Here is a 25,507-nt window from a genome sequence, read left to right as displayed (position 1 = left end):
GCCGCGGCCAAGTCGCTTCTGTCGCCCGATATGACCGGCGGCACGCATCAGCCTGCGCGCAGTGCCTGCCCTTTGGGCTGGAAGTACAGCGTGCAGCCGCGTTGCACGCCCACCAGGCTGGCGTGGTCGTTGCCGACCTCCGCTTCGATCGGCTCGGCTTGCCCTGCGACTTTCAACGTGACGCGGGTCAGCGCGCCGAGCGGGCGGATGTCGCGCACCTCGCCGGCCAGGTGCTCGGCCAGCGCTTCACGGCTCAGGGAAACCTCATGCGGGCGGAACAGCAGGCTGCGCTGTTCGTCCAGCTGCAGGCGATTGGCGTCGCCGAGGAAGTGGTAAACGAACTCGCTGGCGGGGTTGGCGTACACCTCCGCCGGCGTGCCGATCTGCTCGATCACACCCTTGTTCATCACCACGATGCGATCGGCGACCTCCATTGCCTCCTCCTGGTCGTGGGTGACGAATACGGAGGTCAGGTGCACGTCCTCGTGCAGCCGCGCCAGCCAGCGGCGCAGTTCCTTGCGCACCTTGGCGTCCAGCGCGCCGAACGGCTCATCGAGCAGCAACACCTTGGGCTCCACTGCCAGCGCGCGGGCCAGGGCAATGCGCTGGCGCTGGCCACCGGAGAGCTGTTCGGGGTAACGGTCCGCGAGCCAGTCCAACTGCACCAGATTCAGCAGCTCGTGCACCTTGGCGGCGATCACCGCTTCGCTCGGGCGCAGCTTCTTCGGCTTCATGCGCAGGCCGAAGGCCACGTTGTCGAACACCGTCATGTGGCGGAACAGTGCGTAATGCTGGAAGACGAAGCCGACGTTGCGGTCGCGCACATCGCGGCTGGAGACATCCTCGCCATGGAACACGATGCTGCCGCTGTCCGGCGTTTCCAGCCCGGCGATGATGCGCAGCAGGCTGGTCTTGCCGCAGCCGGACGGGCCGAGCAGGGCGACCAGTTCGCCGCTCTGGATGTGCAGGTCGATCGCCTGCAGCGCCTGGAACCCGCCGAAGCGCTTGTTGACGTCACGGACTTCGATACTCATGGCTGTGCTCCGGTTTTCAGGCGCGCGATGCGCGATTCGCTCCACTGCTTGAGCAGCAGGATCACCAGCGCCAGGGCCAGCAGCAGGCTGGCCACGCTGAACGCGGCGACATGGTTGTATTCGTTGTAGAGAATCTCGACGTGCAGCGGCAGGGTGTTGGTCAGCCCGCGGATATGCCCGGAGACCACCGACACCGCGCCGAACTCGCCCATCGCCCGCGCGGTGCAGAGCACCACGCCGTAGATCAGGCCCCATTTGATGTTCGGCAGGGTGATGTGCCAGAACATCTGCCAGCCGCTGGCGCCGAGTAGCCGCGCGGCTTCTTCCTCGGTGCTGCCCTGTTCCTGCATCAGCGGGATCAGCTCGCGGGCGACGAAGGGCACGGTGACGAACAGCGTCGCCAGGACGATGCCCGGCACGGCGAAGACGATCTGGATATCGCGATCACTCAGCCACTCGCCGAAATAGCCCTGGGCGCCGAACAAGAGCACGTAGATCAGGCCGGCGATGACCGGGGAGACCGAGAACGGCAGGTCTATCAGGGTCACCAGCAGGCTCTTGCCGCGGAACTCGTACTTGCTCACGCACCAGGCGGCGGCGACGCCGAACACCAGATTGAGCGGCACCGAGATGCCCACGGCAAGCAGGGTGAGCTTGAGCGCGGCCAGGGCATCGGGCTCAAGGATCGCCGTGTAGAAGGTGCCGACCCCTTGCTTGAAGGCTTCGCCGAGGACGATCAACAGCGGCAGCAGAAGGAACAGCGCGAAGGTCAACCAGGCCGCGCCGATCAACAGGCGGCGGGCCGTTTGCTTGCCGCGACGGGTAGTGGTGGCGCGGGCATTCGCCGACACGGGCAGGGAAGCGGTAGTCATGCTGGCCTCCTCAGCCGTGGGCAATGCGGCGCTGCAGCAGGTTGATCGCCAGCAGCAGGATGAAAGACACCACCAGCATCAGCACGCCGATGGCCGTGGCGCCGGCGTAGTCGTACTGGTCCAGCTTGACCATGATCAGCAGCGGCAGGATCTCGGTCTTCATCGGCATGTTGCCGGCGATGAAGATCACCGAGCCGTACTCGCCGACGCCGCGGGCGAAGGCCAGGGCGAAGCCGGTCAGCCAGGCGGGCAGCAGCGCTGGCAGCAGCACATGGCGAACCACCTGCAGCGGACGCGCGCCGAGGCAGGCCGCGGCTTCTTCCACTTCATGCGGGATATCGGCGAGCACCGGCTGGAGGGTGCGCACCACGAACGGCAGGGTCACGAAGGTTAGTGCCAGGGTGATGCCCAGCGGACTATAGGCGATCTTGAAGCCCAGGTCGGTAGCGAACTGGCCGATCGGTCCGTTCGGCGCGTACAGCGCGGTGAGGGCGATGCCTGCCACCGCGGTCGGCAGGGCGAAGGGCAGGTCGATCATCGCCTCGATGATCTTGCGGCCGGGGAAGCGATAGCGCACCAGCACCCAGGCCAGCAGCGTGCCGATCACGCCATTGAGCACGGCGGCCGCGAAGGCGGTGCCAAAGCTCAGCTTGAGCGCCGCCAGCACGCGCGGCGCGCTGACGATGGCGATGAACTGCGCCCAGGAGAGTTCGGTGGTCTTGAGAAACAGCGCACCCAGGGGAATCAGCACCAACAGGCTGAGGTACACCAGGGTGTAGCCCAGCGTCAGCCCGAAGCCGGGTATGACGGGGGAGGTTCGGCGGGACATGACTATTCCTTCGACAGGGCGGACAAGAATCCGCCGTGGTCATAGCGATCCGATTGAGGAGGTTCGGCTGAAGCGTCACGAGCTGCGTAGGGTGGAAGTCGCTTTTTACTTCCACCACCGCGCTCCGAGCGGGAGCGATGGTGGATCGGTGAAGCGCGATCCACCCTACGAACTGCCGAGTATTCTCAGCGGTTTAAGCGCAGTGCTTCATTCGGTCAGATAGATCTGGTCGAAGATGCCGCCATCATTGAAGAACTTCGGTTGCGCGGCCTTCCAGCCACCAAAATCCCCGTCGATGGTGACCAGCTTCAGCGCCGGGAACTGATCCTTGAATTCGGCCGTCACGGCCTCGTTGCGTGGCCGGTAGAAGTTCTTCGCCGCGATGCGCTGGCCTTCCTCGCTGTACAGGTAGTTCAGATAGGCCTCGGCTAGCGCCCGCGTGCCCTTGCGCTCGACGTTCTTGTCCACCACTGCCACCGGTGGCTCGGCAAGGATCGACAGCGAAGGCGCGATGATCTCGAAATCTTCACCGCCCTGTTCCTTCAGGGCCAGGAAGGCCTCGTTCTCCCAGGCCAGCAGCACGTCGCCGATGCCGTTGTTGACGAAGGTGACAGTCGAGCCGCGGGCGCCGGTATCGAGCACCGGCACATTCTTGTAGAGCTTCTCGACAAAGGCCTGGGCCTGCTGCTCGTCGCCGAATTTCTGCTGGGCGTAGGCCCAGGCGGCGAGGAAATTCCAGCGCGCACCGCCGGAGGTCTTCGGGTTCGGCGTGATCACCTCTACGCCCGGCTTGACCAGGTCGTCCCAGTCCTTGATGCCCTTCGGATTGCCCTTGCGAACGAGGAACACGATGGTCGAGGTATAGGGCGTGCTGGCGTCCGGCAGGCGGGTCTGCCAATCCTCGGGGATCAGTTTGCCGAGGCGATGCAGCTCGTCGATATCGCCCGCCAGTGCCAGGGTCACCACGTCGGCGCGCAGGCCGTCGATCACCGCGCGGGCCTGCTTGCCCGAGCCGCCATGGGACTGCTGGACCTTGATCGGCTCATGGCCCTGGGCCTGCCAGTGCTTGTTGAAGGCGTCGTTGAATTCCACGTAGAGCTCGCGCGTCGGATCGTAGGACACGTTGAGCAGGGTATCGGCGGCCAGTGCAGGGCCGGCGATCAGCGCGCTCGCCAGGGCGGCGAGGGCGAAGCGACGGATGGACATGGTGCAGCTCCTGAAAAAACTAATTTGGTATGCGTTGGCGCTTCAGGGGCGGTCGCTGAAATCACGCTGGAAGACAGGCAGGGCGAGGCAGAAGCAGCCTGGCGGGTTGCAACCTGGTCTAGCGGTGTCAGGTGGTTTTCAGTGACTCGATTAATTAGCTCCGCATTCGCGGGCGACAGCTGCAGTACCGGTGCGTGTTCATGGTCTCGGCTCGTTTCATGGTCACGCCCTCCGGTGGTCCAGTCGGGCTGATGGTTGGGGTAGTCCGGGGGTCAGGCGTTCTTGCCGGTCGGCTGCAGGCGGAACTTCTCCTTGCGCTCGATCTGCACGACCTGGCCGTTGTGCACGGTGATTTCAACCGAGCCGAACTTGAGGCCGCTCAGGGCACTGTGGATCTCGCGCTGGATGCTGGCTTCGTCCTGCCCCTCGAGGTTGCGAATGGTCGCGGTCATTGCTGTTCTCCGTGAAGCCTTTCGTGACGACCGGAACGGCCGTAGCCAGCAAGGCGTGGAGCGGATGATAGGTTCGGCCGAAATATTCTTAAAAATATTGTTTAAGAACATTTATAGACCGTTATGGAATAACAGGACGACTCTTTATCAGGCGCCAGATAGGCTTAAAAAGAATAAATAAAGAATTCTTTATTCTTTTTAAGTGAGTTGATCTGCTGTCTAGACTGGCCGCCATGAATCACAGGAGGCGCCGATATGCGCAGCATCCGATATCTGATCGTGCCGGGCTGGCACGGCTCGCCCGATGAGCACTGGCAGAGCCATTGGCAACGCACCCTGCCGGGCAGCGCCCGAGTGGAGCAGCAGGATTGGCTCCTGCCGCGTCGCGAAGACTGGGTCGCCGAGCTGCAGCTCAGCGTTGCCGCCCATGTCGAACCGGTCATCTTGCTGGCGCACAGCCTGGGCTGCATCACGGTTGCGCACTGGGCGGCGCAAGCGCCTGCGCAGCTGCTGCAACGGGTGCGCGGCGCCCTGCTGGTGGCCCCCGCGGATGTCGAGCGCAGCGGCTGCCCGGAACCCTTGCGCAACTTCGCCCCGATCCCTCGCCAGCCTTTGCCATTCGCCAGCCTGCTGATCGGCTCGGACAACGACACTGCCGCCAGTGCCGCGCGTGCCGTCGAGATGGGCCACGCCTGGGGCAGCGAGACCACGATCCTGGCCGGCGCCGGGCATATCAACGTGGCCTCCGGACATCGGCGCTGGGAGCAGGGCTTCGCCAGCCTGTACCGCTTGCAGAGCCGGATCGAGCGACAGGCGCAACGGCGCGCCTGAATCGCTCTCAACCAATGCCGCAACCCACGCAAGAAAGGAGAACGAAGATGAGCATCCGCCTCGGCGACATCGCCCCCGATTTCGAACAGGATTCCAGCGAAGGCCGCATCCGCTTCCACGAGTGGCTGGGTGACAGCTGGGGTGTGCTGTTCTCGCACCCGGCCGACTTCACCCCGGTGTGCACCACCGAACTGGGCTTCACCGCCAAGCTGAAGGACGAGTTCGCCAAGCGCAACGTCAAGGCCATCGCCCTGTCCGTAGACCCGGTGGATTCGCACATCAAGTGGATCGACGATATCAACGAGACGCAGAACACCCGCGTCAACTTCCCGATCCTGGCTGACGCCGACCGCAAGGTCTCCGAGCTGTACGACCTGATTCATCCGAATGCCAACGACACCCTGACGGTGCGCTCATTGTTCGTCATCGATCCGAACAAGAAGGTGCGGCTGACCATCACCTACCCGGCGAGCACCGGGCGCAACTTCCACGAGATCCTGCGGGTGATCGATTCGTTGCAGCTGACCGACAACCACAAGGTCGCGACCCCGGCCAACTGGCAGGACGGCGACGAGGTGGTGATCGTGCCCTCGCTCAAGGACGAGGAGGAGATCAAGCAGCGCTTTCCCAAGGGCTATCGCGCGGTCAAGCCGTACCTGCGTCTGACGCCGCAGCCCAACCGCTGAGACAGGATCCCGGCTGGGCGGTTAAGTCTTGGTCAGCCCTCGCTGCGACGCGGATCGGCACTGCGCGGGTAGGTGCGCTCTTCCTGGATGGTGCCGTCCTTCTTGTGGATCTTTACCGAAGCCGTCCTGCCTTCGAGAAAGGCCGCGGTGACCTGCAGCATCTCGTCCTTGGTGGCAGCGGTCTTCGAGGCGCGAGTCGCCCCTTGCTTGCGCAGTTCCCAGCCCGAATCGGTGACATTGATGTGGTAGTTGTCCATGCATGAGTCCTCCGCTGTGGGTTGCGGTATAGAGTGCTGGACAGAACAGGGGTTCGCTAAGACGGGGCACCGGCAGCGTCGTCGTGCGCCACCTGCTAGCCTGGCCGCTTCCAGTCGCCAGGACCGAGCTCATGCCGACACACGCCCAGTTGCGCGCCATCATCGCCGCCGATCCGCTGCGCATGCGCTGCCTTGCCCACGTCAGGGCGCTCGGCTTGCCGGATTGCTGGGTGGCCGCCGGATTCGTGCGCAGCGCGGTCTGGGATCACCTGCATCGGCGTGGCCGCAGCGCCTTGCCGGCGGACATCGACGTCATCTGGTTCGACCAGGCTCGCTGCGACGCGGCGGTGGACTCCGAGATCGAAGCGACATTGCGGCGTGCCGACGCCTCGCTCGAATGGTCGGTGAAGAACCAGGCGCGCATGCATCTGCACAACGGCGACCGGCCCTATAGGACTGCGGCAGACGCGATGTGCCATTGGCCGGAAACGGCCACGGCCATCGGGGTCAGACTGGGCGAGGAAGGCGAGATCGAGGTCTCCGCCCCGCTGGGTCTGGACGACCTTTTCGCGCTGATCGTCCGTCCCACCGCGGCCTTTCGTGGCCGTAAACGGCAGGTCTATCTCGATCGTCTGGCCGCGAAGCGCTGGTCCGAAACCTGGCCGGACCTGCGCATCGTGCAGGGCTGAGCGCTGCGACGCTTGGCGTTCTAGATGAAGGCCTGCCGCGCGACGCCACGAGGCTGGCGGTTGCGTCCCGGCAGCTGCTCGAGGCGCTTGTGCCATTCGGCACGCACGGACGGAACGGCACCCGGCTTCGCTGCCGCGTCGGGCGCAGTCGGAGCGGCCTTGATCGCCGCTGCGGGAGCAGTGGTTGCAGTCGTCGCGACCGCCGCGGGCGCAACCGCCACAGTTTTCGCCGCCTTTGCGGCAGCCCGCAGTTCGGCGAGGCTCGGTGTCTTGCGTACAGGCTCGCTTACCGCCTTTTCCACGCTGCGCAGGCACAGCTTGCAGGAAACCTGAGTGGCGTCCGCCGAACTGTTCAGACTCGATCCCGTGCGCCCACATGCGACATTGCCATTGGAGGCGGAGTAATGAATCACCAACGTTCTGTCTCCTGATTTTGGGGCGCGGGATTCTACACGCTCATGTCCAGGAGGCAACGCGGCGGGCGAAACTTACAGCTGAGCGCCCATGCCAGTACGCGGCGCAGTAACGAAAAAGGCCCGCATTTCTGCGAGCCTTTGACTTCCCCCGGCCTACAACCCGGTGCGGCATCTATCAGCCGAGCGATTCGTCGAAGTAGTCGCTGTCGAGCCTCGGCACCTTGTAGAGCTGCGAGCTGACGCCAACCTCGTGATCGAGCATCAGGTTGACCAGGCGCTTACCATCGACCAGCACCAGGCCTTCGACCGAACGTGCGAAGTCGATGGCCTGGGCGGTGAAGCCCGAGGTGGTGATGAACACGCCGCGCCGTGCTTTCTGCCCGGCCAGGGCGCCGTAGAAGGCCTGCAGTTCGGGGCGGCCGACCGTGCTCTGCCAGCGCTTGGCCTGCACATAGACCTTTTCCAGCCCCAGCGCATCGAGCGAGATCACCCCGTCGATACCGCCATCGCCGCTGCCGCCCACCTGCTGCAGGGCCTGGCGGTTCGCGCCGTAACCCAGGCTATGCAGCACGTCGAGCACGATATGCTCGAAGCGCGTCGGGCTCGCCTGCAGCAGGCTGTCCAGCAGATCACCGGCGACGCTGGTGCGCAGCTCGAGCAGCGCCTGATCCAGCCGCTCCTGTGGGCTGCTGGTGGCAATTTCTGCCTGGGTGATCAGCGCTTGTGTGTCGCTGCTCTCATCCAGCGAGGCGGCGTCCGGCGCCGGCTTCAGCTTCACGCTCATGTAGCTCATCGCCAGATGCTTGACCTGCTCTGGGCTCAGCGGTGCCGGGTTGCTTTGCGCGAAGGCAAGTCCGTCGCCCGTCAGTTTCCAGTAGCCATGCTTGGCGCTGTTGGAAAAGCCGGCGCGCTTGAGGCGGTCATGCGCCCAGCCTGCACGGTTCTTGTAGGTGGCCTGGCCGCTGTTGGTGGTTTCCTGCCGCTGCGCCTCGCTCAGGCCCAATGCCTGGGCAGCCGCTTCGTGGGCCTCGCTCGCCGTGGCGCCCTCCGGGTGGGCGGCGAGAAAACGCAGGATGGGTTCGATGAACTGATCGTAGGTCGGCACGGACATGGTTCGTTTTCTTCCTGATGAAGTGGCTTAGCTCAGCGCAGCGGCCCGGCGACCGCGTTTGGCCTTGGGCGCAGCGGCGCGTTGGGCCTTGATGCGTTCCAGCAGCACGCTGGCCGGTTCATCGTTGGGGTCCTGGGGTACCAATTCGCCGCGGAAGGCTTTGGCGAGGATGCTCTGGGTTAGGCGGTCGATGCGCGCCTGGGCGGCTTTGAGGCGGGCTTCGAGTTGGTCGGCGAAGGCGAAGAGCTGTTCGACGCGACGGACGATTTCGGTTTGTTCCTCAAGCGAGGGAAGGCTGATCTCAAAACTCTTCAGGAACCCGAGATTGATTCGAGGCCGCGTTGCACCATGCACCGCTTCTCTGATCTGGCGATAAGTACGCCTTGCAGCCAACGCATACATTACGAAAACAGGACTTGCAGCCGTTTTATCTATGCGAAGACAGAAACAATCCGCCTTGTTGATGAAGACCTCTCCGCTTTCAGGCAGCTGACAGACCCTTATTTCCTCATCCACAAACGAAGAGAAAAGAATATCTCCTGGCGCAAGCTTGTTTTTGGAAAGCTCTTTGAATTTCTCGAGGCTTATGAACGTGTTCTTCTCAGCAATGAAATTTAGGTGGCCGATATTTTCTAACCGCACCACCCGAACGCCCTCGCTCGTATAGTCATCAGACTTAAGCTTGGAGCCAAATGGACCATCGAATGCGGCGCGGCATACTGAGTCGAGGGCAGTCCTGTCCCAATTTGAGCCCACGCCGTGAGTGCTGCGCCATTCATCCGTCAACCGCCCGGAAACGGCGGCGGCGAGGACTGATTGGCGGAAGCGTTTGAGCAGAGCGGGGATGCCGTCGATGCGGGCTTTCAGGGTATCGACCTGGGCCAGCAGTTCGTCGAGCTTGGCGGCAATGCGGGCTTGTTCGGCGATTGGCGGGATAGGTAGAACAATCTCTCCCAGCTTTCCTCTGGAAATTCTTTTTCGTGTGGTTCCCGAAGAGTTCAGCTCAATTTCTCGTCGGACGGGGGATGAATTTAAAAAGTGCATGAGCCACTTGTTTGAAATTCCAGTCTCCCCGACACGAAAAACGGCAACATCAACTACCGTCAGGCATCGCTGAGGCATAGCAGGCATCAGGCAAGCCCGCCCTAAGGGATCGGGCATTCGGGCGATCAGCACATCGCCCTCTTTTATCTCTGTGCAGTTAAGGCTGGAAAACTTTTCGTCATTTACAAAGCGGGACGATTTGTTGACAAAGAAACCGTCGCCAATATCAGCGAGCTGTAGCAACCTGTTTGAGCCATCGGGATCTTGGTCTTTACTCTCAACCCAGTCCCCATCCGAAAAAAGGCCACCAGCACCAAGCAGTTCATTCAGCGTCGCCGCTGCCCACCCCTCCGGCAACTCACTCATCCCCATTCTCCTGAGCGACCGCCAACCCCATCACCTCTGCCATCAACTGCTTCTGCGCCACCACTTCATCGCCGGCGCCCAGCGCCTTCATCAGTTCTTCCAGCTCATGCAGCGCCTCGGTCAGTTCGGCCATGGCTTCGCCGGCGAGCACGTCCGGGGCGGGGAGGTCGGCGGCGTCGAGGCTGCCTTCGTCCTTGAGCCAGCTGATATCCAGCGAGTCGCCGCGTTCGAGGATCTGCTCACGGGTAAAGCAGCGGAAGCGGCTGGTTTCACCGATGCCCTCGACGTTCTCGGCGCGCGGGCTGCCGCCGTGCGGGTCCTCGCCATAGGCGTCTTCGAACGGCTTGAGGTGGGTGGGGCCGAACGGGGTACGCTTGCCGAAGCTGGGCATGTTGCTGCGCAGGTCGTAGATCCATACGCGCCTGGTGCAGCGCTCTTCCTGGCGTGGGTTGTCGGCCGTGCCTTTCTGGAAGAACAACACGTTAGTCTTCACGCCCTGGGCGTAGAAGATGCCAGTGGGCAGGCGCAGGATGGTGTGCAGGTTGCACTTGTCCATCAGGTCGCGGCGCACCTCGGTGCCGACGCCGGCCTCGAACAGAACGTTGTCCGGCAGCACCACGGCGGCCCGCCCGCCGGGCTTGAGGCCGCGGTAGATGTGCTGGAGAAAGGCCAGCTGCTTGTTGCTGGTCTTGTAGGTGAGGTCGTCGCGGGTCGGCCCGCCGCCGCCCTTGGCGGTGCCGAATGGCGGGTTGGAGAGGATGATGTCCACCTTTGGCAGCCCCGCGCCGGTCTGGCCGAGGGCGTTGCCCAGGTGCACCACGCCCTCGGCGTCGCCTTCCATGCCGTGCAACAGGCAGTTCATCAGCGCTAGGCGGCGGGTGCCGGGCACCAGCTCGACGCCCACGTAGGCCTCGGTGCGCTGGAAGCGGCGGGCCTTGTCGTCGAGATCGTAGAGGTCGTCGGTGTGCTGCTTGATGTAGGCGTCGGCGGCGATGAGAAAGCCTGCGGTGCCGGCGGCCGGGTCCTGAATGGTCTCGCCCGGCTGCGGCTTGATGCAGCGGATGATGCTGTCGATCAGGGGGCGCGGGGTGAAGTACTGGCCGGCACCGGATTTGGTCTCGCTGGCGTTCTTTTCCAGCAGGCCTTCGTAGAGGTCGCCGAGGCCGTCCTCGCGGGCGCTGAACCAGTCGATGCCGTCGAGGCTCTTGATCAGCTGCTCGAGGTGGCGCGGCTCCTTCAGGCGCGTCTGCGCATCGGCGTATATGGCGGCGATCAGCGGGTCCGGGTTCTTGCCCAGGTCGAGCAACATCTGCTTGTAATGGTCGAGCAGGGTGAGCCCGGACTTGCCAGCCAGGTCCGGCCAGCGCGCGCCCTCGGGCAGCTTGTGGCCGAAGCTGTCGTTGTTCAGCACCTGCTCGTATTCCATCTTGATGAACAGCAGCAGCACCAGCTCGGTGACGTAGTCGCTGTAGTTGATGCCGTCGTCGCGCAGGACGTCGCAGAGGTTCCAGAGCTTCTGGACGATATCGGAGTTGGTCATGGGGCTTCCTGGCCAGAAATAAAAAACCCGCACGATTTGTGCGTGGCTGCCGGGGCAGTCAGAGGCATGGCGGGTATGTGCTGGCGAGGGTATTGCCAGGTAGGAGGTTTGGCAAGTTGCGGGCCGGTGCAGCATGGCTCCGACGTGAGCGCCCTGGCTTAGGGACTCAGCAACGCCGTGCGCAACGAGACAATCGAAAGATTGCCGGTGGCATCCAGCACCGGGCGGGGAAACGGCACAGCATAGGCGGCCGCGTCAGTGTGCCGGCCGGCCAGGCGGGGATGCAGGCGGGCCTTGAGCTGCCGGCTGGTTTCGTGACCGCGCACCGGCTCGCCCAGCGTCTCCAGCAGGGCTCCCTCCAGGCACTGCGGTTGCCATAGGATGATTTCATAACCAGCCGCTGCTGCCCGCTTGCGCTCGGCATCGCTGGGCGGTAGATCGGCATCCAGCAGGAAGAGGCGTCGGTCGTAATCCTTGTTCTTGTGCGCACGGATGGCATGGGTGATCACATTGCCGGGCGAGCCTCCATCACCGGGCTCGACCTTGACGCTCAGGCCACTGTTGCGCGGGCAGTACAGCTCCTTCATATGGCTGATGAAAGCCCAGTCGTCGGCCCTTCTCCCACCACCAATAGGGTGCTGCGCATGACGCTGCGCCGTCCCTTGCGCGCTGTCCTGCTCATAGCTCCGGTACCCCGCCCAGCGCACCGGCCATGTATTTGGCGTACAAATTATCGTCAGCTCGCAGCCCCTGTACTTCATCCAGCCGCCAGGCCTCGGAGCGCTGGTCACGCTTTTCGCACAGATAGAGCTGGTGCTTCTGCAGATGATTGAGCAACTCCGGGGTGTGGCAGGTGAAGATTAACTGGGCCTGATGCGGATTGCTGTGTTCGAAGCGGAACCAGTCGAGAATCCGTGGCATCAGGTGGGGGTGCAGGTCGTTGTCGATTTCGTCGATCACGGCGAGGCCGCCATACTCCAGCGCGGTCAGCAGCCGCTCGAGCAGTACGAAGGCCGACTGGGTGCCGCTGGACTCCTCGAAGAAGCTCAGCTCGAAGGTCCGCCCATCATTGCTGTGGTGCTGGCCGAAGGGCATGTAGATCTGGGCGCTCTTGCCATCCTCCGTGGTGATATCCAGCGGGCGGATATCGACACCGGACAGTCCTAGATCCAGTCCGGGCATGGCCGCGACCATGCGGGCCTTGATGACCGGAGAGCGTTCGTAGCTCTCGGCCGAACTGAACAGCGCCCCCTGCTGGAAGTGATGGCGGCCCGTGCTGGCGACGTTGCTCACCACACGACGGAAGTACTCGATGAAGGGGCGGGCTTCCTTGATGTCGTAGCTGTACGCGGCCGCCAGCAACGAGGCATTGCTGCGCAGCCCCTGGGCCTGGGACTTCGGGAACGGAAAGCCCTTCTGCTTGAAGGTGAAGCCATCCCCCGAGCGCTCGCGGCGGAACAGGTAGCTGAACTGGCTGCTGGTTCTGGCCAGTAGAACCTCGCTCACCACTCGCCCGCCATTCATCGTCAACTGATAGCGGTGTTCGACCCCTTGCAGGAGGAAGTCGACTTCCAAGCGGGTGTCCTCGTCCGCGCGCAGCAGATGAGGAGAATAGACGATGCCGGCATCTGGATCGCCCTGCAGGAAGGAGTCGCAGATGAACCATTTAAGGAAGGCCAGCGGCTTGATGAGCTGTGTCTTGCCCGAGCCGTTGGCGCCTACCACGGCGATCACCTTGTTCAGGCGGTAGCCCGCCAGCTCGATATCAAAGCCGGAAGGGGTGGGCTTCTTGCCGAGAGAGAAGTCGACCTGCGCTTCATCGGCGAAGCTGTAGAAGTTGGAGAACCGCAGCGACTTGATCATATTTTCTGGACTTCAACAAAATTTTGTTGATTCTTAGCTTGTTTGCTGATTCTTGCAAACTGAATTTACCAGCGCGGTCTCTGACATGTGGTCCTGCTAGAGCGCTTGTGCTATCGGGCTAATCATGCTTTCAGTGTCCGCGGTCCTGGAGCAGCGGACACTCCCTCCACCAAAGACGGCATGGTGTTCAGCCACCCGAGCACCGATTACGCCTTTCACCCCACCTGCGGCCAAAGGTTGTCATTCAACGCCTCCAGAACCACAGCGAGATGCCCACCAAGCATCTTGTCCAACCGGGTGCTGCCGCCGTCGTTCCTGAACGCCTCGCCGATCTGCTTTTCGTCGATCACGACCTCATGCACTAGCTGCTTGGCCAGGCGCTCCAGCCACTTGCGCTGAACTGGTGTCCATTGCTGCAGGGCGTAGATCTTCTCCATGGCCTTGGCCACGCGTTGCTCGAACGGCAGCAGGGCTTCGCCAAGCGCGGCGCGGCGGATGAAGCCGACGATGCTGGCGGCGATTTCCTGGTTGGTCTGGTTGCGCCATGCGCTTTGCAGATTCACTTCGCTATAGCCATGCCCATCGAGCAGCAGGCGCACTTCGCGCAGCTGTTCGCGGGTCAGGTCCTGCGGGCGGTTGACCACCACGCCGAGGGCCACCGACTGGTTGAGCTGGTTCCGGATGAAATCGTTGAAGCTTTCCAGGTAGTCGGCGGGCTTCTGGTTGGCGCCGTAGTTCTGCTCGCGGACCATCAGCTCGTCCGTGTGAGTGGAGATCACCGGGTAGTTTTCCGAGCCGAGCAGGGCATTGACGGTGGCAAGCTGGTCGAGCAGCTGGCTGTGCTGACGGATGAACTGCGCGGCCTGCTGCGGGCCGAGCCCGTGCAGGTGCTGGTGCAGTTTGTCTGGTGCCACTCCCCACGTGTTTTCCAGCTCGTCGAGTTTGCTCTTGAGGGTCGGTTTGCTCTCGGCCTTGTGGCTGGCCTTGCGCAGGATGCGCATCACCCGCTGGCTGAGCTGGTCGAGCACATCATGGGCATGACTGCTGTCGGGCTGGCTGCCGGGCGCGTCGAGGCTGGCGGGATTGGTCAGCTCGCTGACCAGCTGTTCCAGGCTGATGCTCGGGTCTTTCACCAGCGGCTTCATGGTGCCCACCGGTTCGAGGCTGGCGTACAGGTCGACCGGGTCGTAAATCCGGAACACGGTCTTGCCGATCTCGTCGCAGCGACGCGTGGCACGGCCCTTCATCTGTTCATAGAGGATGCGCGAGCGTACCCGGCGCATGAACACCAGGTGGCAGATGCGTGGCACATCGATGCCGGTGGTGAGCAGGTCGACGGTGATGGCGATGCTCGGGTAGCGCTCGTTCTTGTACTGGCGGATCAGCTGTTCGACCTTGTCGCTCTGCCCGGTGATGATCTGCACGGCGGCCTGGTTGTAGTCATCGCCGTGAACGTCTTTGAAGGCTTCGTCGAGCAGGTTCTTCACGCGCTCGGCGTGGGCCTGGTTGACGCAGAAGATCATGGCTTTCTCATCGCCTGAAGGGTCCAGCTCCTGGGCCAGCTGCGCGCAGATCACCTTGTCGAAACCGGCTGTAATCACGCGGCGGTTGAAGGACTCGATCTCGAAGTCGAGCTCGTCCTCCAGCTCGGCCACGTCCACCTCGCCAGTGGCGGTATCGATGATGCTGACGCTCTCGCCCTTGGCGAAGTGAATGCCGTTCTGGCTGAGCAGGGTCTGGTAGCGGATCGGCGGTTCGTGATCGATCAGCCAGTCGTCGGCCACCGCTTCGCGATAGCTGTAGGTGAAGATCGGCGCGCCGAACACTTCGCTGGTGTGCTTGGCCGGCGTGGCGGTAAGGCCGATGCGGCAGGCGTCGAAGTAATCGAGCACACGGCGGTACTGCGAGAGGTACTGGCTGTGGTCGCGCACCGCCAGCTCACCTTCAGTCATTTCCTGGTCGAGGGTGTAACCGCGGTGAGCTTCGTCGACGATGATGCAGTCGAAGGCGTCGATGGGTGGCGGGTTGTCTGACTGGAAGATGCGCCGGACCATGGCCTGCACGGTGGCGACCTGAACGCGCGTTTCGGCCTCGGCGGCCATGTCGCCCAGCTCCTTGATGTCGTAGATCTGCGCGAGCGTATGGTTCTGCTCGAGCGTCGCTTCGTTGAACGCCTCGATGGCCTGCTGACCCAAGGCGCTGCGGTCGACCAGAAAGAGGATACGGCGGAAGCGTTCGGCCTTCAGCAGGCGGTACATCAGGCCGATGATGGTGCGCGTCTTGCCGGTGCCGGTGGCCATGGCCAGCAGGCATTGGCGGCGGTTGTCGGCGAGCGCCTGCTCGACGGCGCGAATGGCGTTTTCCTGATAGTCGCGCAGCTTGAGATAGGCGAAGCCTTCCTGTTGAAGCATCGCCTCGGCCGCTTCACGGCTGCGTTTGAGCAGGTCGAGCAGCCCATCCGGCCGATGGAAGTCCTGCAGTGGGCGGCGCAGGTTCGTGGGGCTGCGCAGGTCGCGGAACCAGATGCCGGATAGCTCGGCGAGCTGCTTGATGTAGGGCCTGCCATTGCAGGCGAAGGCGAACGGGACCTGGAAATATCCACCCTGGCCGTCGGTCCAGCCCGGCTCTTGCCCGGCGGGTTGCAGGTCAGCAGTGATGATCAGCTGGCGCGAATAGCGCTCGGCCTGTGGGATGCGGTCGGCAATGTTGATGCGCTTGCGCTTGGCTTCGACGATGGCGACCGGAGTGAGCCCGGCGAACAGCACGTAGTCGGCGTTTTCTTTCGGCTTGCTGGTTGGCCATTCGGCGATGGCCCTGTTCTTGCCCTTCTCCGGGCGAGCGCCCTTGCTATAGGTGAGGTCGAGCGAGTCGGCCTGCCATCCGGCATCGTTGAGCTGCTGGTCGATGAGGATGCGGGTGAGGTCTTCGTTGAGGTCGAACTGGCTGCTGGCCTGCTGCGTCTTGCGGGTGACTTGCTCGGCGGCTAGTGGCTGATTCTCCAGTTGCTTCTGCAGCGTCTGCAGGCGCACCTCGAACTCGGCGCGGGCGCTGGCCAGTTCCGCTTCACGCTCCCGGGCGATCTGCTCGTAGACGCGCGCTTCCTCATTCATCTCACCGGCGAGGCTGGCTTGCTCCGCCTTTTCCCGTGCCAGCAGTTCTGCCAGCTGGTGGTTGCTCTCCAACTGCTGACGACTATCGCCCAGCTCGGCACGCAGCTTCTCGATCTGCGCTTGCAACTCGCGCAGCGGAGCACTGGGGTCGGCAGGGGTTATGAACGGGCCCGGTTTGAAGCTGCTGCCGGCGCTTCCGAACGACTGGTGATACCAGATGGCGAGCGCCCGGGCGACCTTCAGCCCATCCAGAGCTTCGCGATGCTGAGTGCGGAACTGGTGAGTGGCCTTGTTGCCCTCGATGCGCAGGGTGTGGAACAGATTGCGAATGTTGCCGTCGAGCTGGATCTCGCGGCTCAGTCGGTAGAGCAGGTCGGATTGGGAGATGGTGGCGTCCAGCTCGATGCCTGCCCGTGCCGCCAGATCCTGCGCCAGTGCCTCGCCGAGTTGGCGCAGCTTGATCAGCGTGGTATTGGGGTCGCTTGCGAAGACGCGCTCGGCGCTGCTGGCTAGCTGAAGGAAGACCGGGTCGTGTTCCTTGAGAAAGTCGAAGTTACTGCTCTCGGCCATGGTCCATCCCTTGAAATCATCCATCCCAGCCATCCTGGATCGGCTATTCGTCAATGGATGATGCCAGAGCAGGCACGGAGGTTGAACCGGGGCCGGGATCTGCACTGCTTCGAGGCTAGCTTAAGCTCGGCAGAAACGAAAAAGGCCCGCATTTCTGCGAGCCTTTAAATCGTGGTGCCGGCACCAGGAGTGTAATCTGACGGATACAGGCTCTATAAATATGGACTTCAGTGAGTGTCACAAAGTAGAAGGGTACTCAAATAGGTACTCATCAAAGTCCCGCAAGCTCTATACCGACGCCGCCCACCCTTGAGCGCCAACCCCTATTGCCGAGGCTCTTTAACGTTTGAGTCAAGCCACCGTCTACAGAGGATTCAGCAAGCAGTAGCGGATCAGTGCCTGTTCGACGCTCTGCTTCTGCCTGATGACCAGCTCAACCGCGATGTCGGAATCATAAATCTCATAGAAGACTCGATAACCGTCAGTATTAAGTTCGCGGTATTGGATGATTCCCAGCTCGCTCGCCTGCTGGCTGACTGGGTAGCCCATTGGAGTGGACCTTAGCTTGTCTGTGATGACATCTACCAGCGAGTTGACTTTCGCAAGGGCGGCTTCTGTGCCTTGGTAAACGGCCAGATGGTGAATCTGGTCTTCGATGCTTTGGGAAGCGGAATCAGTGAAGCGTACGTCGAATGTTGTCATTTATTCTCCTAGTTAGTGTTGGGCAAACCTCCTGGCCAGGCGGGCCTTCAGTTCGTCAGCGGAGCAGTGCTTGCCTTGGGCGTACTCGCGAGAACCAATTGCGAGCAGTTTCACCAGGGCGATGGCTTCGTCGCGGCGCTTACGGTCGGCGTAAGACTCCACGACATAGGCTGGTACACCGTTCTGCGTGACGACCATGGGCTCATCGAGATCCAGATCGGCAGCGTGTCGTTTCAAATAGCTAATCGTTTCAACCCTCATGAGTTGAACCTCCTCACTTGTGGCGGCGCAGGCCAGCTGCGACGCCTAAACGCCCGCACATGCGGGCACATCCATATCAAACAGACGGATTAAACCGTCACGACCTAGTATAGCCTAAATTCAGACCAAATCAAGACCTTTCTTGGATCATGCTTATAGTTGCATGTCAATTAATTTGTTTTGCCTGGCAAGGTCCTGTGATTCTCCTTGCCAAAGCCTACCGCTCGTCAGATAGCTAGGCGCATTCAGGGCTTATCCAAGGGCTATCCCACGCCCCTTAAGAATCCCGCGAGCACAAAGAGCACATTTGAGTAAGACGAGAACGCGAGGACGCAGAGCACAATAAAAATTTACAAGGCACTGTTTTAAAAGGCTTTAGTTTCATAAGTGTGCGTGATTTGGCGCAACACATGTGAGTGTATACATGCTTTATCACGAATTTTGTAGATGTAAGTAATGGGCTTGGCCTATACGAATAAGGTGTCTGAGATGCCTTAATCTAATCATTGCGACCTCTCAATTTTTCGCCGAGACTGGCCTCAACAGCAATGATTCACGAGCAGGTTCCCATATGGCGAATGGAAAGCAGTCCTCGGCAAAGCGCATGAAAATGGCCGAGCGTGCCCAACAGTTGATGAATGTCCACTTCCCAGGCTGCGCGGCTCCATGGGTGTGGCACCGCAAGACAAATGATGGCTACACCACTGTTCCACGTACCTTGCCGATTGCCATGCAAGCGATCGACATGCAGTCGAAAGGCCAGCCAGCGGGGCACACCTTGTTCTGCTTGTGGGCTCGCTCTCCCGATCATCCGGTGATCACCATCGAGAACCCCTCGACGTTCGCCGCCGAGGCCGGATTCCTTGGTGAGCGGGCTGTCGATACTTGGCGCCGGCGGATGAAAAGGCTGCGTGAACTGAACTTCATCCAGACGAAACCCGGCGCATCCGGCGAATTCCACTATGTCCTGCTCATGAATCCCAACGCAGCGCTTGAGTGGATGAAGGCCTCTGGTTTGATCCAGGAAGGTCTATATGGCCGCTTCATTGACCGTCTAATCGAGGTCGGTGCCTTCGGCGAGATCGAGGCCGTTCGACAGTTCTGGGAAGCTCAGCGCGCTGCCCAGGCCGCCGCGACTGCTGCAACACCTACAACATCGACAGCAACAACCACGCCGGCCAAGGCCGAGGCCTAGAGGGGGAAGTAAAAATGTTCAAAAGAAGAGTATGCGGGCATCTGATGCAGGCTTGCCCATCAGGTGCCCCAAAATAGAAGGCCCATGACCAGATCGAGCTACGAAGTCTTAACCTGGTCAGGGCCGTGGCAAACCATCAACCACTGCTGAGTGAGGCTGCGAACCAAGCTCAGCGACCATAGTGTAGCAATGAAAGAGACCCGCCTTGAAAGCGGGTCTCCTTTCTTTACCAACAGGAGCAGTACCTATGCAACTGCACGAAGCAGATGTTGTTTTTGAGGCGTATTCCCTGCAGGACGCCAACAAGGCCATCAAGGATGGCTGGAAGCTGCTCGCGATCACTTCGGTAACCAATCCGCAGACGTCGCCGCAGTTCACCTGTGTCTGCTACGTCCTGGGCAAGAAGAGTCCAGGTCGAGCAACATCAGTCCCGCTCAATATGTAAGCCGCCGACTGCGCATAACGGAGAGAAAGTTAAATAGACCCCCACAGCAAAGCCCGCTCTGGCGGGCTTTTTGCTGCGCCCTGGCTACCAGAACCCTACCATCGGCAGCACTGCTGGTTTTACGCAGTGCCTGACCATACGCCGAGGATGCTCCGTGTACGAACCCCTGAAAGACTCCGCGGCGATCACCGCCGCCAATCAGTTCTTCGATGACCTGGTCGCCCTGGCCGATCCCGACAACCAGTTGCCCCTGCTACGCCCCCAGGTCGAGGAATACCGCTGGGAGACTCTGAACCACAGCCGCCATCCGATGACGCGCAATCAGCTGAACGGCTTCCTCGGTGGGCTGGTGGTCGCCGGAACACTGTCGCCGGAACAGGGCCACGCACTGAGCCAGCGCCTCAACCAAGGACACTCTGCCGGCTGGCTATAGTGCTCCGCTAACGACTTGAACAGAGGTGCCTGATGGCCACGATGGACTTGGATACCCGCGCCGCCCTTGAACGCCTGATCGCTGTCGCCCAGGGCGAAACCGGCCAAAGCCGCCACGTTGCCGACCTGCTGTTGGCCTGGCTCAACACCTGCGAAAGCGGAGGGTTCGACCCCACCAGCTTATGGGCCATCGATGACGCCCTGGTCGCCGACAGCCTGCGCCTGATCACCTGGGTCGCTCGTAACAGGGCGTACCCGGACGAGCTGGGTTATGGCGATACGTTCGAGGCGCTCTGGCAGCAGTGGCGCGCTCACACTCCGCTTCTATAGACGGCTCAATCATGCGTAAAGCCATCGACCAGGACACCCTGCAAGCGCTGATCGAGACCGGCGCCGCCCGTGAATTCCGGGCCACACGTGGGCCAGGCGGGGATGGCTGGACACTAGCCACACGCCTCGGCGCCACCTGGCTACCCGTGCGCTCACGGCGTGAACCCGTGCGCATCTGGGCCAGCCTGACCGCCGTGGAGCGTTTCGCTTCCGGGATTGGGATTCGAGAATTCAGCGTCGAGCTGTAAGCCGCAGGGGCTGTCATCCTGGATTTTCGCGTCCGCGAAAAAAACACAGCGCAGCTCGACCTCGGGCTGGTGGCACGGAAAAAAGGTACTTCGCCTTTCCGCAGGTTGTAACGTGGCCCGCTACAGGGTGCAGATAGAGCGCCTTCTCGATCACGTCTTCATCATCCTCAACACACCACTTGGGTTTTCCCGGTGGCATGTTTTTTTGGAAATGGCAGCTTCTGGCACGCGCAAACGCACCAGAACATGGCCAACGCACGGACGGCACCAACGCCATTTACCGTGATAAAGATCAGGAGAGAAACGATGAAGAATGTACGGATCGAGCTGAAATGGGAGTGGAAACTGGAGGGCGCTTGGGGAGCCACCATCGTCATGGTGGCGCTGCTGCAACTCCCCCATCTGCCACTGTGGTTTGGATTGATCTAGCTACGGCAGGCGAGTGCCATTGGGCACTCGCCGCTCACAAGGAAGGTTGCTGTCAGGGCGTCATGGGTTCCCAGCCATCTTACGGGCGTAGTGACGATCACTGAGGTCCTTTTGGGGGTCTGCCTTGGCCCAACGCACCGGCTTACTACAGTCGATGCAGGTCAGTACGTTTTTGTCAGCGCTGAGGGTGTACAGATTCGTGTCGGAATCTGCGCCGATCTTCAAGCCAGCATCTGTCACCTCAAACCCGGGAGTCTCGTACCCCAGGCGATCCATACTTTCGAACTTGAACGACCAGACCCTGATCTGTTTCTCGCGCCAGATACCCATGATGGTCAACGGATCGTGCTTCGTGGTGCGTTGATAGACCCAATCGCCTTCATAAGGCGTCAGCTTCGGGGCTTCTGATTTCCTGCGTGCCTGCTCTAGAGCCTCCTTCTGCATTTTCTCCAGTTCGGCATTTAATGCTTCCTGGTTCTTGCGGGCTTGCTCTTTGAGCATCTGATCTACGTCATACGGCCCCTCAGGGTCATATTTCCAAACATGCTCATCCGTTCTCATGCCGAGTACCTTGCAGTTAAGGCAGTCAAGGCTTCGTTCATCGACGTTACGGCGCATCACAAGGCGGGTAGAGCTGTTCACGGCATCAAGAAGAAGCTTTTCATCTTTTACCGATGCCTTCATTTTTCCGAGCGGTTTGATACCGTCTTTTCCGAGGTCTCCAAAGAGTTCTGCTTCATCACCATGAACATTGAGAACCATGGTCCCGTTCATGCTGGAATCTTTGAATCGGTAAGCCCCAGTGAAGTCCTCTCCGCCGCAGCCAGAAAGGAAAGTTCCAGTGACAACGGCTGCAGCAAACTTAAGCATCGTACGCATAGCGTCCTTCCATTGGTTTTCTATCGCCTTTCGGCAGGCTGGGATTTGCATCTGCAAATTGGCGTCATTTTGCCACCATTCATTAAGCTGACGCACACCCCTTGCGATTGAGCTGCTCAATGAAAAGCGCGGCGCAGCATTCATCCAGCCATAGCAGTACCGGCATCCAGTACAGACGCAGAATGTTGCCGTCTCTGCCGATGAGCACAGGTCGCGCCTCGGAGGCTGCCCACTGCATGCCAGGGAATAGGCAGCTGACAACCATCAATTCATCCAGGTCAGCCTGCATCATCGTCATGCCCCTCCCGCTGCTCCAGCCACTCCACCACGCCCAACAGGGCAGCCGCCAAAAAGATGAGTAAGCCGATAGCCCACAGCGGTACCACTCGATAAGAGCCCAGCCAGAACCCTCCACCAAAACACATAAAACCCACCAGCAACCTTCCCATAACGAAAACCTCTGCTCATGACAGCTGGAACGCTACCCCGAGGGAGACGCGTGTCATCGAGCAGTCAGGAAAAATCGTCGGTTGCCGTACTGGGAATTGAGGGCGTCGCGCGATACCAGGGAGAACGGCCGTGGTACCCAGAAGAAACGCGACTACGCGAAGATGAATGACGGTTATTTCTCAGTGGTTTTTGTGGGTTTATCAGTGGCCGGGGAGAGCAGGTCTAGGGGGTAGCAAAGGTTTGACGGTGCATATTCAGCGCCGGGTCAGTGGGAATGCAGAATTCGACAGCGTCATTCCTGAGCGCCGCAAATGCCGACCACAGGAAAACGTGGGGTTGCTGAGGGTTTTATGAGTTTTTCTGGTAGGGGTTGGGCCGTGCCGACGTGCCCCACTCACGTGACGTCATCGCCGGCACCAGGACGGTCGGCGCCGTCCCTCTTGCCCGAAACTAGATACTTGGTGTGGTAGGCGGGGTTGGCTTCTTGGGCGGATTAAGCGACTGCGACCCCTTTGCGTTCGCTCCACCTAGCCTTCTGTTTCGAGAGCCTGCCGGAGTGAATTGCGTCATAACTATACGTGTTGGCGATGGAGCCCTGCTAGTACCTGCGACACCAGCAGAATTTCGAGAAGCGGTCTGTCCGCCTGACTCGCTACCTGGGCTACGCCGGCTCACATTGGCTGCGCCTCCCATTCGGCCCAGACGCCCTACCAACATGGCCATCCCAACAGCCTTAGATACGAAGGCACCCGCCTCACTGGCTGTCGCAACCGCCCCCGACAAACTCCCGGTCAACCCGCTCAGCGAAACGCCCAGCATGCTGCCGGTGATCCACGTTGCGAAACCAAGGACGCCCGTAGCCAGTCCCGTCATCATCCCGCGCAACGCGTCGTAGTCAGCTCCAGCCCCCGTCCACCCGCTGGCTGCGCCGGCCTGACCAACCGCTACAGCAGCCATGACCATGGACGCCCCAAAATTCACAATCTGGGCCACCATCACCCCAACCACAGGCAGCAATAGAAGCGCCAGCCACTGAGCGATTATCTGCCCTCCCCGCAACGGAACTAGTAGCAGGAACAACGGCGCAAGTAACAGAACAATCCAGAAAACCCAAGCCGCCAAAATTACGTACCCAGGTAGAAGCGTCTGCAGATCGAGCCAGCCTTTGAAATTTTTGAACATTTGAGCGCTGGCCAGAATGCCCCCGGCTACCTCACTTCCCTCAGCCGAAAGGTCGGTTGTGTGCTGTAGCGACCGAGCCATAAACCTCTGCCAGGCAACCGCCGTACTAACCGCACCAACCTCTGCACTAACGCGCTGGCCACCCGCGATGACCTCACCCGACTCGCGCAGCGCTTGGTAGGCCTGCTCAGCTCCGAGCTGGGCCACCCGATAGGCCTCGACGCAGCTGGAGGGCTGAAAATGGATTTCCTCGAATTCGGCGGGGGCGACCACGACACGTTTCTGGCTAGGTATCAGGCTGATCGGCAAGTACGTAGGCTGAGCCTCCGATTTGCCCGAGAATTTAGCGGCCCAAAAGTCCTGCGCCGGGAGCTTGTAGCGTCCTCCCATGAACGGTCCGACGTGTTCGAGCATACGCAGGCCTTCCTCACGCCTGGTCTGCATGGCTCGTTGATCCAACACCCGCTCCAATCCTTTGCGGGCTTCACCGCCTCCCAGGAAATACGTGGCCCAACCACCGGACACAAATGTCCAGGAAGCAGAGAGAGCCGTACGCGCCTGGGAAATCAGGCTAATTTCCTGATCTGGAATGCCCAGTCCGCCCCCGCCGAGCAATCCAATGGAATGCAGGGCCTCGATCTTGGTGGCACGCTCTGGTCCAGTCAGATTGTTGGTGTGGGGAACACAGCTGGCGTTGTAGTCGCGTATGAGCTGAGCCAGATCACTGCCGGCAAACACGTCTGCCGATCGCCCAACGATATCGTCAATCGCAGCCTGAGCCGGCACGATTGTCCCTGCCGCCGAGTGCGTATTCAGCACCGGCTCAATAAGAGACTGGAAAATTCTGTGCGCCGACATGACAAATTTGAGCGTCAGCGCCTGAGCCTCCACCATCTGCACAGTGGCGCCGCTGGGGAGCTGGACCGCCGCAGGCTTCATGAGATACGGCAGCACCAACGCGAAAATCAGAAGCCCGCCAGCCAGGACACCAGCAATTCCCTCGCGAACCCGCAGGGCAATCAAAAAACACCACGCAAAACCCACCACAACTATTAGTGCCGTACTGAACTGGTGTAGCACCATAAACACCGGCTCGGTGGCAGCAATGATCGTTAATGCAGCGCTATCCCACAGCGCAAAAACCCAGTTGAATCCCGCGAAATTTTCTGCCGTCGCAGTGCTCATCACTGACCTGCCCGACGCCATAGGCGCGCACGCAGACCGAGGAGGAGGCGGGTCAGAATCATAGGCACCCACAGCCACAACATGATCACCCCCACACTGCCCAGGATATGGCCTAGTGGTAGGGCGAGGATCGAGCGCTCAGCCTCTGCTCGTGCGTATTGCTCCAGAACTCTAGCTGTGTAGCCGTCATTCATGGCTGCTGCGGCGATATGGATCATTCCAATAGCGAGCAACACCGCAGCGGTGCGGAATGTCCACAGTGACGCTCTAGGCAACCTCTCATGGAGCCAGTCCAATCCGATGGTGATTTGGTCGATCTTCATAGTGGGCTCCCCCCAATTGACTCACACCCACCGAGCCTAACGGCCACCCGCCTGCGCCTCCACTGAACTCCATGCACTTGCAACAACTCCTCATTTCGCCTGTTGGGAGTTGAGGAGTTGTGGGTGGTCGTGACGCCCACTCTCTTTTCTGAGCCGAAGGCCAGAAAAGAGAGTGGGCCGCAGCAACTGCATCAGGTTCGGTTGAACGGGGCTCGCGGCTTCTCGAAAAATGATCGCTGCAGGTGAAGGAAATTTTTCGCGCACGACTGATGAGCCCGGCAGGGCGAAACTCGCTAGAACCGAGTCTCGTGCTAAGGGTTGTTCGTTTCTCTGGAGCAACCGCCCTCTAGCTATCTGCGTCATCGCAGACGCGAAAGGGTCAACGTGGGTTGAGGCTGTCATCAGCCTGGCCTGCAACAACAGACCAAGGGCGTCCGTTCCAACGCCCCTGGGTCGTTGGATGGATAGGTTCCAATCAACGATGGAGGTGGTTCAAACGCTCGGCTTGGGATCTCGGATCGAGCGGGATGTAGTGATGATGATCCACACGGAGCGCTTAGCGCTTCCCGC

General features: G+C 61.0%; 28 protein-coding genes. 9 read left to right on the top strand and 19 right to left on the bottom strand.

Annotated features, from left to right (window positions below; all coding sequences use genetic code 11):
* Positions 1–47: 47 nt before the first annotated feature.
* The 5 genes from NAO55_RS02245 to oscA form a co-directional block, all read right to left on the bottom strand.
* Positions 48–1,034, bottom strand: a complete 987-nt coding sequence (locus NAO55_RS02245; protein ID WP_102839331.1) for a sulfate/molybdate ABC transporter ATP-binding protein — start codon at positions 1,032–1,034, stop codon at positions 48–50.
* Complete coding sequence (cysW, locus tag NAO55_RS02240; protein WP_102839332.1) at positions 1,031–1,906, bottom strand: sulfate ABC transporter permease subunit CysW; 876 nt, start codon at positions 1,904–1,906, stop codon at positions 1,031–1,033. Before cysW ends, NAO55_RS02245 begins: the two co-directional genes overlap by 4 nt.
* A 10-nt stretch (positions 1,907–1,916) precedes the next feature.
* The gene (gene cysT, locus NAO55_RS02235; protein ID WP_102839333.1) at positions 1,917–2,735 is read right to left on the bottom strand and encodes a sulfate ABC transporter permease subunit CysT; all 819 of its coding nucleotides are present in this window, start codon (positions 2,733–2,735) and stop codon (positions 1,917–1,919) included.
* Positions 2,736–2,942: 207 nt separating this feature from the next.
* Positions 2,943–3,941 (bottom strand): sulfate ABC transporter substrate-binding protein, encoded by a 999-nt coding sequence (locus NAO55_RS02230; protein ID WP_102839334.1) that lies wholly within the window; start codon positions 3,939–3,941, stop codon positions 2,943–2,945.
* 272 nt (positions 3,942–4,213) lie between these two features.
* The gene (gene oscA / locus NAO55_RS02225; RefSeq protein ID WP_102839335.1) at positions 4,214–4,393 is read right to left on the bottom strand and encodes a sulfur starvation response protein OscA; all 180 of its coding nucleotides are present in this window, start codon (positions 4,391–4,393) and stop codon (positions 4,214–4,216) included.
* 255 nt (positions 4,394–4,648) lie between these two features.
* On the opposite strand from oscA, the gene NAO55_RS02220 reads away from it, so the two are divergent.
* Positions 4,649–5,224, top strand: coding sequence for an alpha/beta hydrolase (locus tag NAO55_RS02220; protein WP_102839336.1), 576 nt, complete (start codon positions 4,649–4,651; stop codon positions 5,222–5,224).
* A 47-nt stretch (positions 5,225–5,271) separates the two neighbouring features.
* Positions 5,272–5,910, top strand: a complete 639-nt coding sequence (locus NAO55_RS02215; protein WP_003284022.1) for a peroxiredoxin — start codon at positions 5,272–5,274, stop codon at positions 5,908–5,910.
* A 32-nt stretch (positions 5,911–5,942) separates the two neighbouring features.
* On the opposite strand, the gene NAO55_RS02210 is transcribed toward NAO55_RS02215, so the two are convergent.
* The gene (locus tag NAO55_RS02210) at positions 5,943–6,167 is read right to left on the bottom strand and encodes a DUF2188 domain-containing protein (protein ID WP_003284021.1); all 225 of its coding nucleotides are present in this window, start codon (positions 6,165–6,167) and stop codon (positions 5,943–5,945) included.
* Between the two features lie 131 nt (positions 6,168–6,298).
* Here NAO55_RS02210 and NAO55_RS02205 point away from each other — a divergent pair, with 131 nt between their 5' ends.
* Positions 6,299–6,856 carry a nucleotidyltransferase family protein gene (locus NAO55_RS02205; RefSeq protein WP_102839337.1) on the top strand — a complete coding sequence of 186 codons (558 nt, stop codon included), beginning with the start codon at positions 6,299–6,301 and terminating at the stop codon, positions 6,854–6,856.
* Positions 6,857–6,876: 20 nt separating this feature from the next.
* Here the strand turns inward: NAO55_RS02205 and NAO55_RS02200 are convergent, their stop codons facing one another.
* The 9 genes from NAO55_RS02200 to NAO55_RS02160 form a co-directional block, all read right to left on the bottom strand.
* Entirely contained in the window at positions 6,877–7,272 is a 396-nt protein-coding gene (locus tag NAO55_RS02200) for a hypothetical protein (RefSeq protein WP_102839338.1), read from the bottom strand.
* 175 nt (positions 7,273–7,447) lie between these two features.
* Positions 7,448–8,383, bottom strand: coding sequence for a restriction endonuclease (locus NAO55_RS02195; RefSeq protein ID WP_061339128.1), 936 nt, complete (start codon positions 8,381–8,383; stop codon positions 7,448–7,450).
* 27 nt (positions 8,384–8,410) lie between these two features.
* Entirely contained in the window at positions 8,411–9,793 is a 1,383-nt protein-coding gene (locus tag NAO55_RS02190; RefSeq protein ID WP_146030720.1) for a restriction endonuclease subunit S, read from the bottom strand.
* Positions 9,786–11,333, bottom strand: a complete 1,548-nt coding sequence (locus NAO55_RS02185) for a class I SAM-dependent DNA methyltransferase (protein ID WP_102839339.1) — start codon at positions 11,331–11,333, stop codon at positions 9,786–9,788. The genes NAO55_RS02190 and NAO55_RS02185 overlap by 8 nt, the downstream gene beginning before the upstream one ends.
* 158 nt (positions 11,334–11,491) lie before the next feature.
* Positions 11,492–11,920, bottom strand: coding sequence for a hypothetical protein (locus NAO55_RS02180; protein WP_232244576.1), 429 nt, complete (start codon positions 11,918–11,920; stop codon positions 11,492–11,494).
* Between the two features lie 91 nt (positions 11,921–12,011).
* Entirely contained in the window at positions 12,012–13,196 is a 1,185-nt protein-coding gene (locus NAO55_RS02175; protein ID WP_102839340.1) for an AAA family ATPase, read from the bottom strand.
* A 215-nt stretch (positions 13,197–13,411) separates the two neighbouring features.
* Entirely contained in the window at positions 13,412–16,876 is a 3,465-nt protein-coding gene (gene hsdR / locus NAO55_RS02170; RefSeq protein WP_146030726.1) for a type I restriction-modification system endonuclease, read from the bottom strand.
* A 363-nt stretch (positions 16,877–17,239) separates the two neighbouring features.
* Positions 17,240–17,578, bottom strand: coding sequence for a type II toxin-antitoxin system RelE/ParE family toxin (locus tag NAO55_RS02165; protein WP_102839342.1), 339 nt, complete (start codon positions 17,576–17,578; stop codon positions 17,240–17,242).
* A gap of 12 nt (positions 17,579–17,590) precedes the next feature.
* Positions 17,591–17,839 (bottom strand): type II toxin-antitoxin system Phd/YefM family antitoxin, encoded by a 249-nt coding sequence (locus NAO55_RS02160; protein ID WP_102839343.1) that lies wholly within the window; start codon positions 17,837–17,839, stop codon positions 17,591–17,593.
* A 571-nt stretch (positions 17,840–18,410) separates the two neighbouring features.
* Here NAO55_RS02160 and NAO55_RS02155 point away from each other — a divergent pair.
* From NAO55_RS02155 to NAO55_RS02130, 6 genes are all read left to right on the top strand, one after another.
* Positions 18,411–19,034: a hypothetical protein gene (locus tag NAO55_RS02155; protein ID WP_232244577.1), complete on the top strand. Its 624-nt coding sequence runs from the start codon at positions 18,411–18,413 to the stop codon at positions 19,032–19,034.
* 247 nt (positions 19,035–19,281) lie between these two features.
* The gene (locus tag NAO55_RS02150; protein ID WP_102839344.1) at positions 19,282–19,479 is read left to right on the top strand and encodes a hypothetical protein; all 198 of its coding nucleotides are present in this window, start codon (positions 19,282–19,284) and stop codon (positions 19,477–19,479) included.
* A gap of 154 nt (positions 19,480–19,633) precedes the next feature.
* The gene (locus tag NAO55_RS02145; protein WP_102839345.1) at positions 19,634–19,912 is read left to right on the top strand and encodes a hypothetical protein; all 279 of its coding nucleotides are present in this window, start codon (positions 19,634–19,636) and stop codon (positions 19,910–19,912) included.
* A 32-nt stretch (positions 19,913–19,944) separates the two neighbouring features.
* Positions 19,945–20,241: a DUF7673 family protein gene (locus NAO55_RS02140; RefSeq protein WP_102839346.1), complete on the top strand. Its 297-nt coding sequence runs from the start codon at positions 19,945–19,947 to the stop codon at positions 20,239–20,241.
* An 11-nt stretch (positions 20,242–20,252) separates the two neighbouring features.
* Entirely contained in the window at positions 20,253–20,489 is a 237-nt protein-coding gene (locus NAO55_RS02135; protein ID WP_102839347.1) for a hypothetical protein, read from the top strand.
* A 306-nt stretch (positions 20,490–20,795) separates the two neighbouring features.
* Positions 20,796–20,918: a hypothetical protein gene (locus NAO55_RS02130; protein ID WP_256069998.1), complete on the top strand. Its 123-nt coding sequence runs from the start codon at positions 20,796–20,798 to the stop codon at positions 20,916–20,918.
* Between the two features lie 60 nt (positions 20,919–20,978).
* Here NAO55_RS02130 and NAO55_RS02125 read toward each other — a convergent pair whose 3' ends face one another.
* From NAO55_RS02125 to NAO55_RS02110, 4 genes are all read right to left on the bottom strand, one after another.
* Positions 20,979–21,797: a hypothetical protein gene (locus NAO55_RS02125; protein WP_102839348.1), complete on the bottom strand. Its 819-nt coding sequence runs from the start codon at positions 21,795–21,797 to the stop codon at positions 20,979–20,981.
* A gap of 82 nt (positions 21,798–21,879) precedes the next feature.
* A complete protein-coding gene (locus NAO55_RS02120; protein WP_146030721.1) occupies positions 21,880–22,095 on the bottom strand; it encodes a hypothetical protein in 216 nt (71 codons plus the stop codon).
* A gap of 602 nt (positions 22,096–22,697) precedes the next feature.
* A complete protein-coding gene (locus tag NAO55_RS02115) occupies positions 22,698–24,614 on the bottom strand; it encodes a hypothetical protein (RefSeq protein ID WP_102839350.1) in 1,917 nt (638 codons plus the stop codon).
* The gene (locus NAO55_RS02110; RefSeq protein ID WP_102839351.1) at positions 24,614–24,937 is read right to left on the bottom strand and encodes a hypothetical protein; all 324 of its coding nucleotides are present in this window, start codon (positions 24,935–24,937) and stop codon (positions 24,614–24,616) included. Before NAO55_RS02110 ends, NAO55_RS02115 begins: the two co-directional genes overlap by 1 nt.
* Between the last annotated feature and the right edge of the window lie 570 nt (positions 24,938–25,507).

The sequence above is a fragment of the Stutzerimonas frequens genome, assembly GCF_024448335.1.
Taxonomy (GTDB): domain Bacteria; phylum Pseudomonadota; class Gammaproteobacteria; order Pseudomonadales; family Pseudomonadaceae; genus Stutzerimonas; species Stutzerimonas frequens.
Note: the sequence above shows the minus strand (reverse complement) of the source record. Positions and strands in the feature narration are given on the sequence as shown.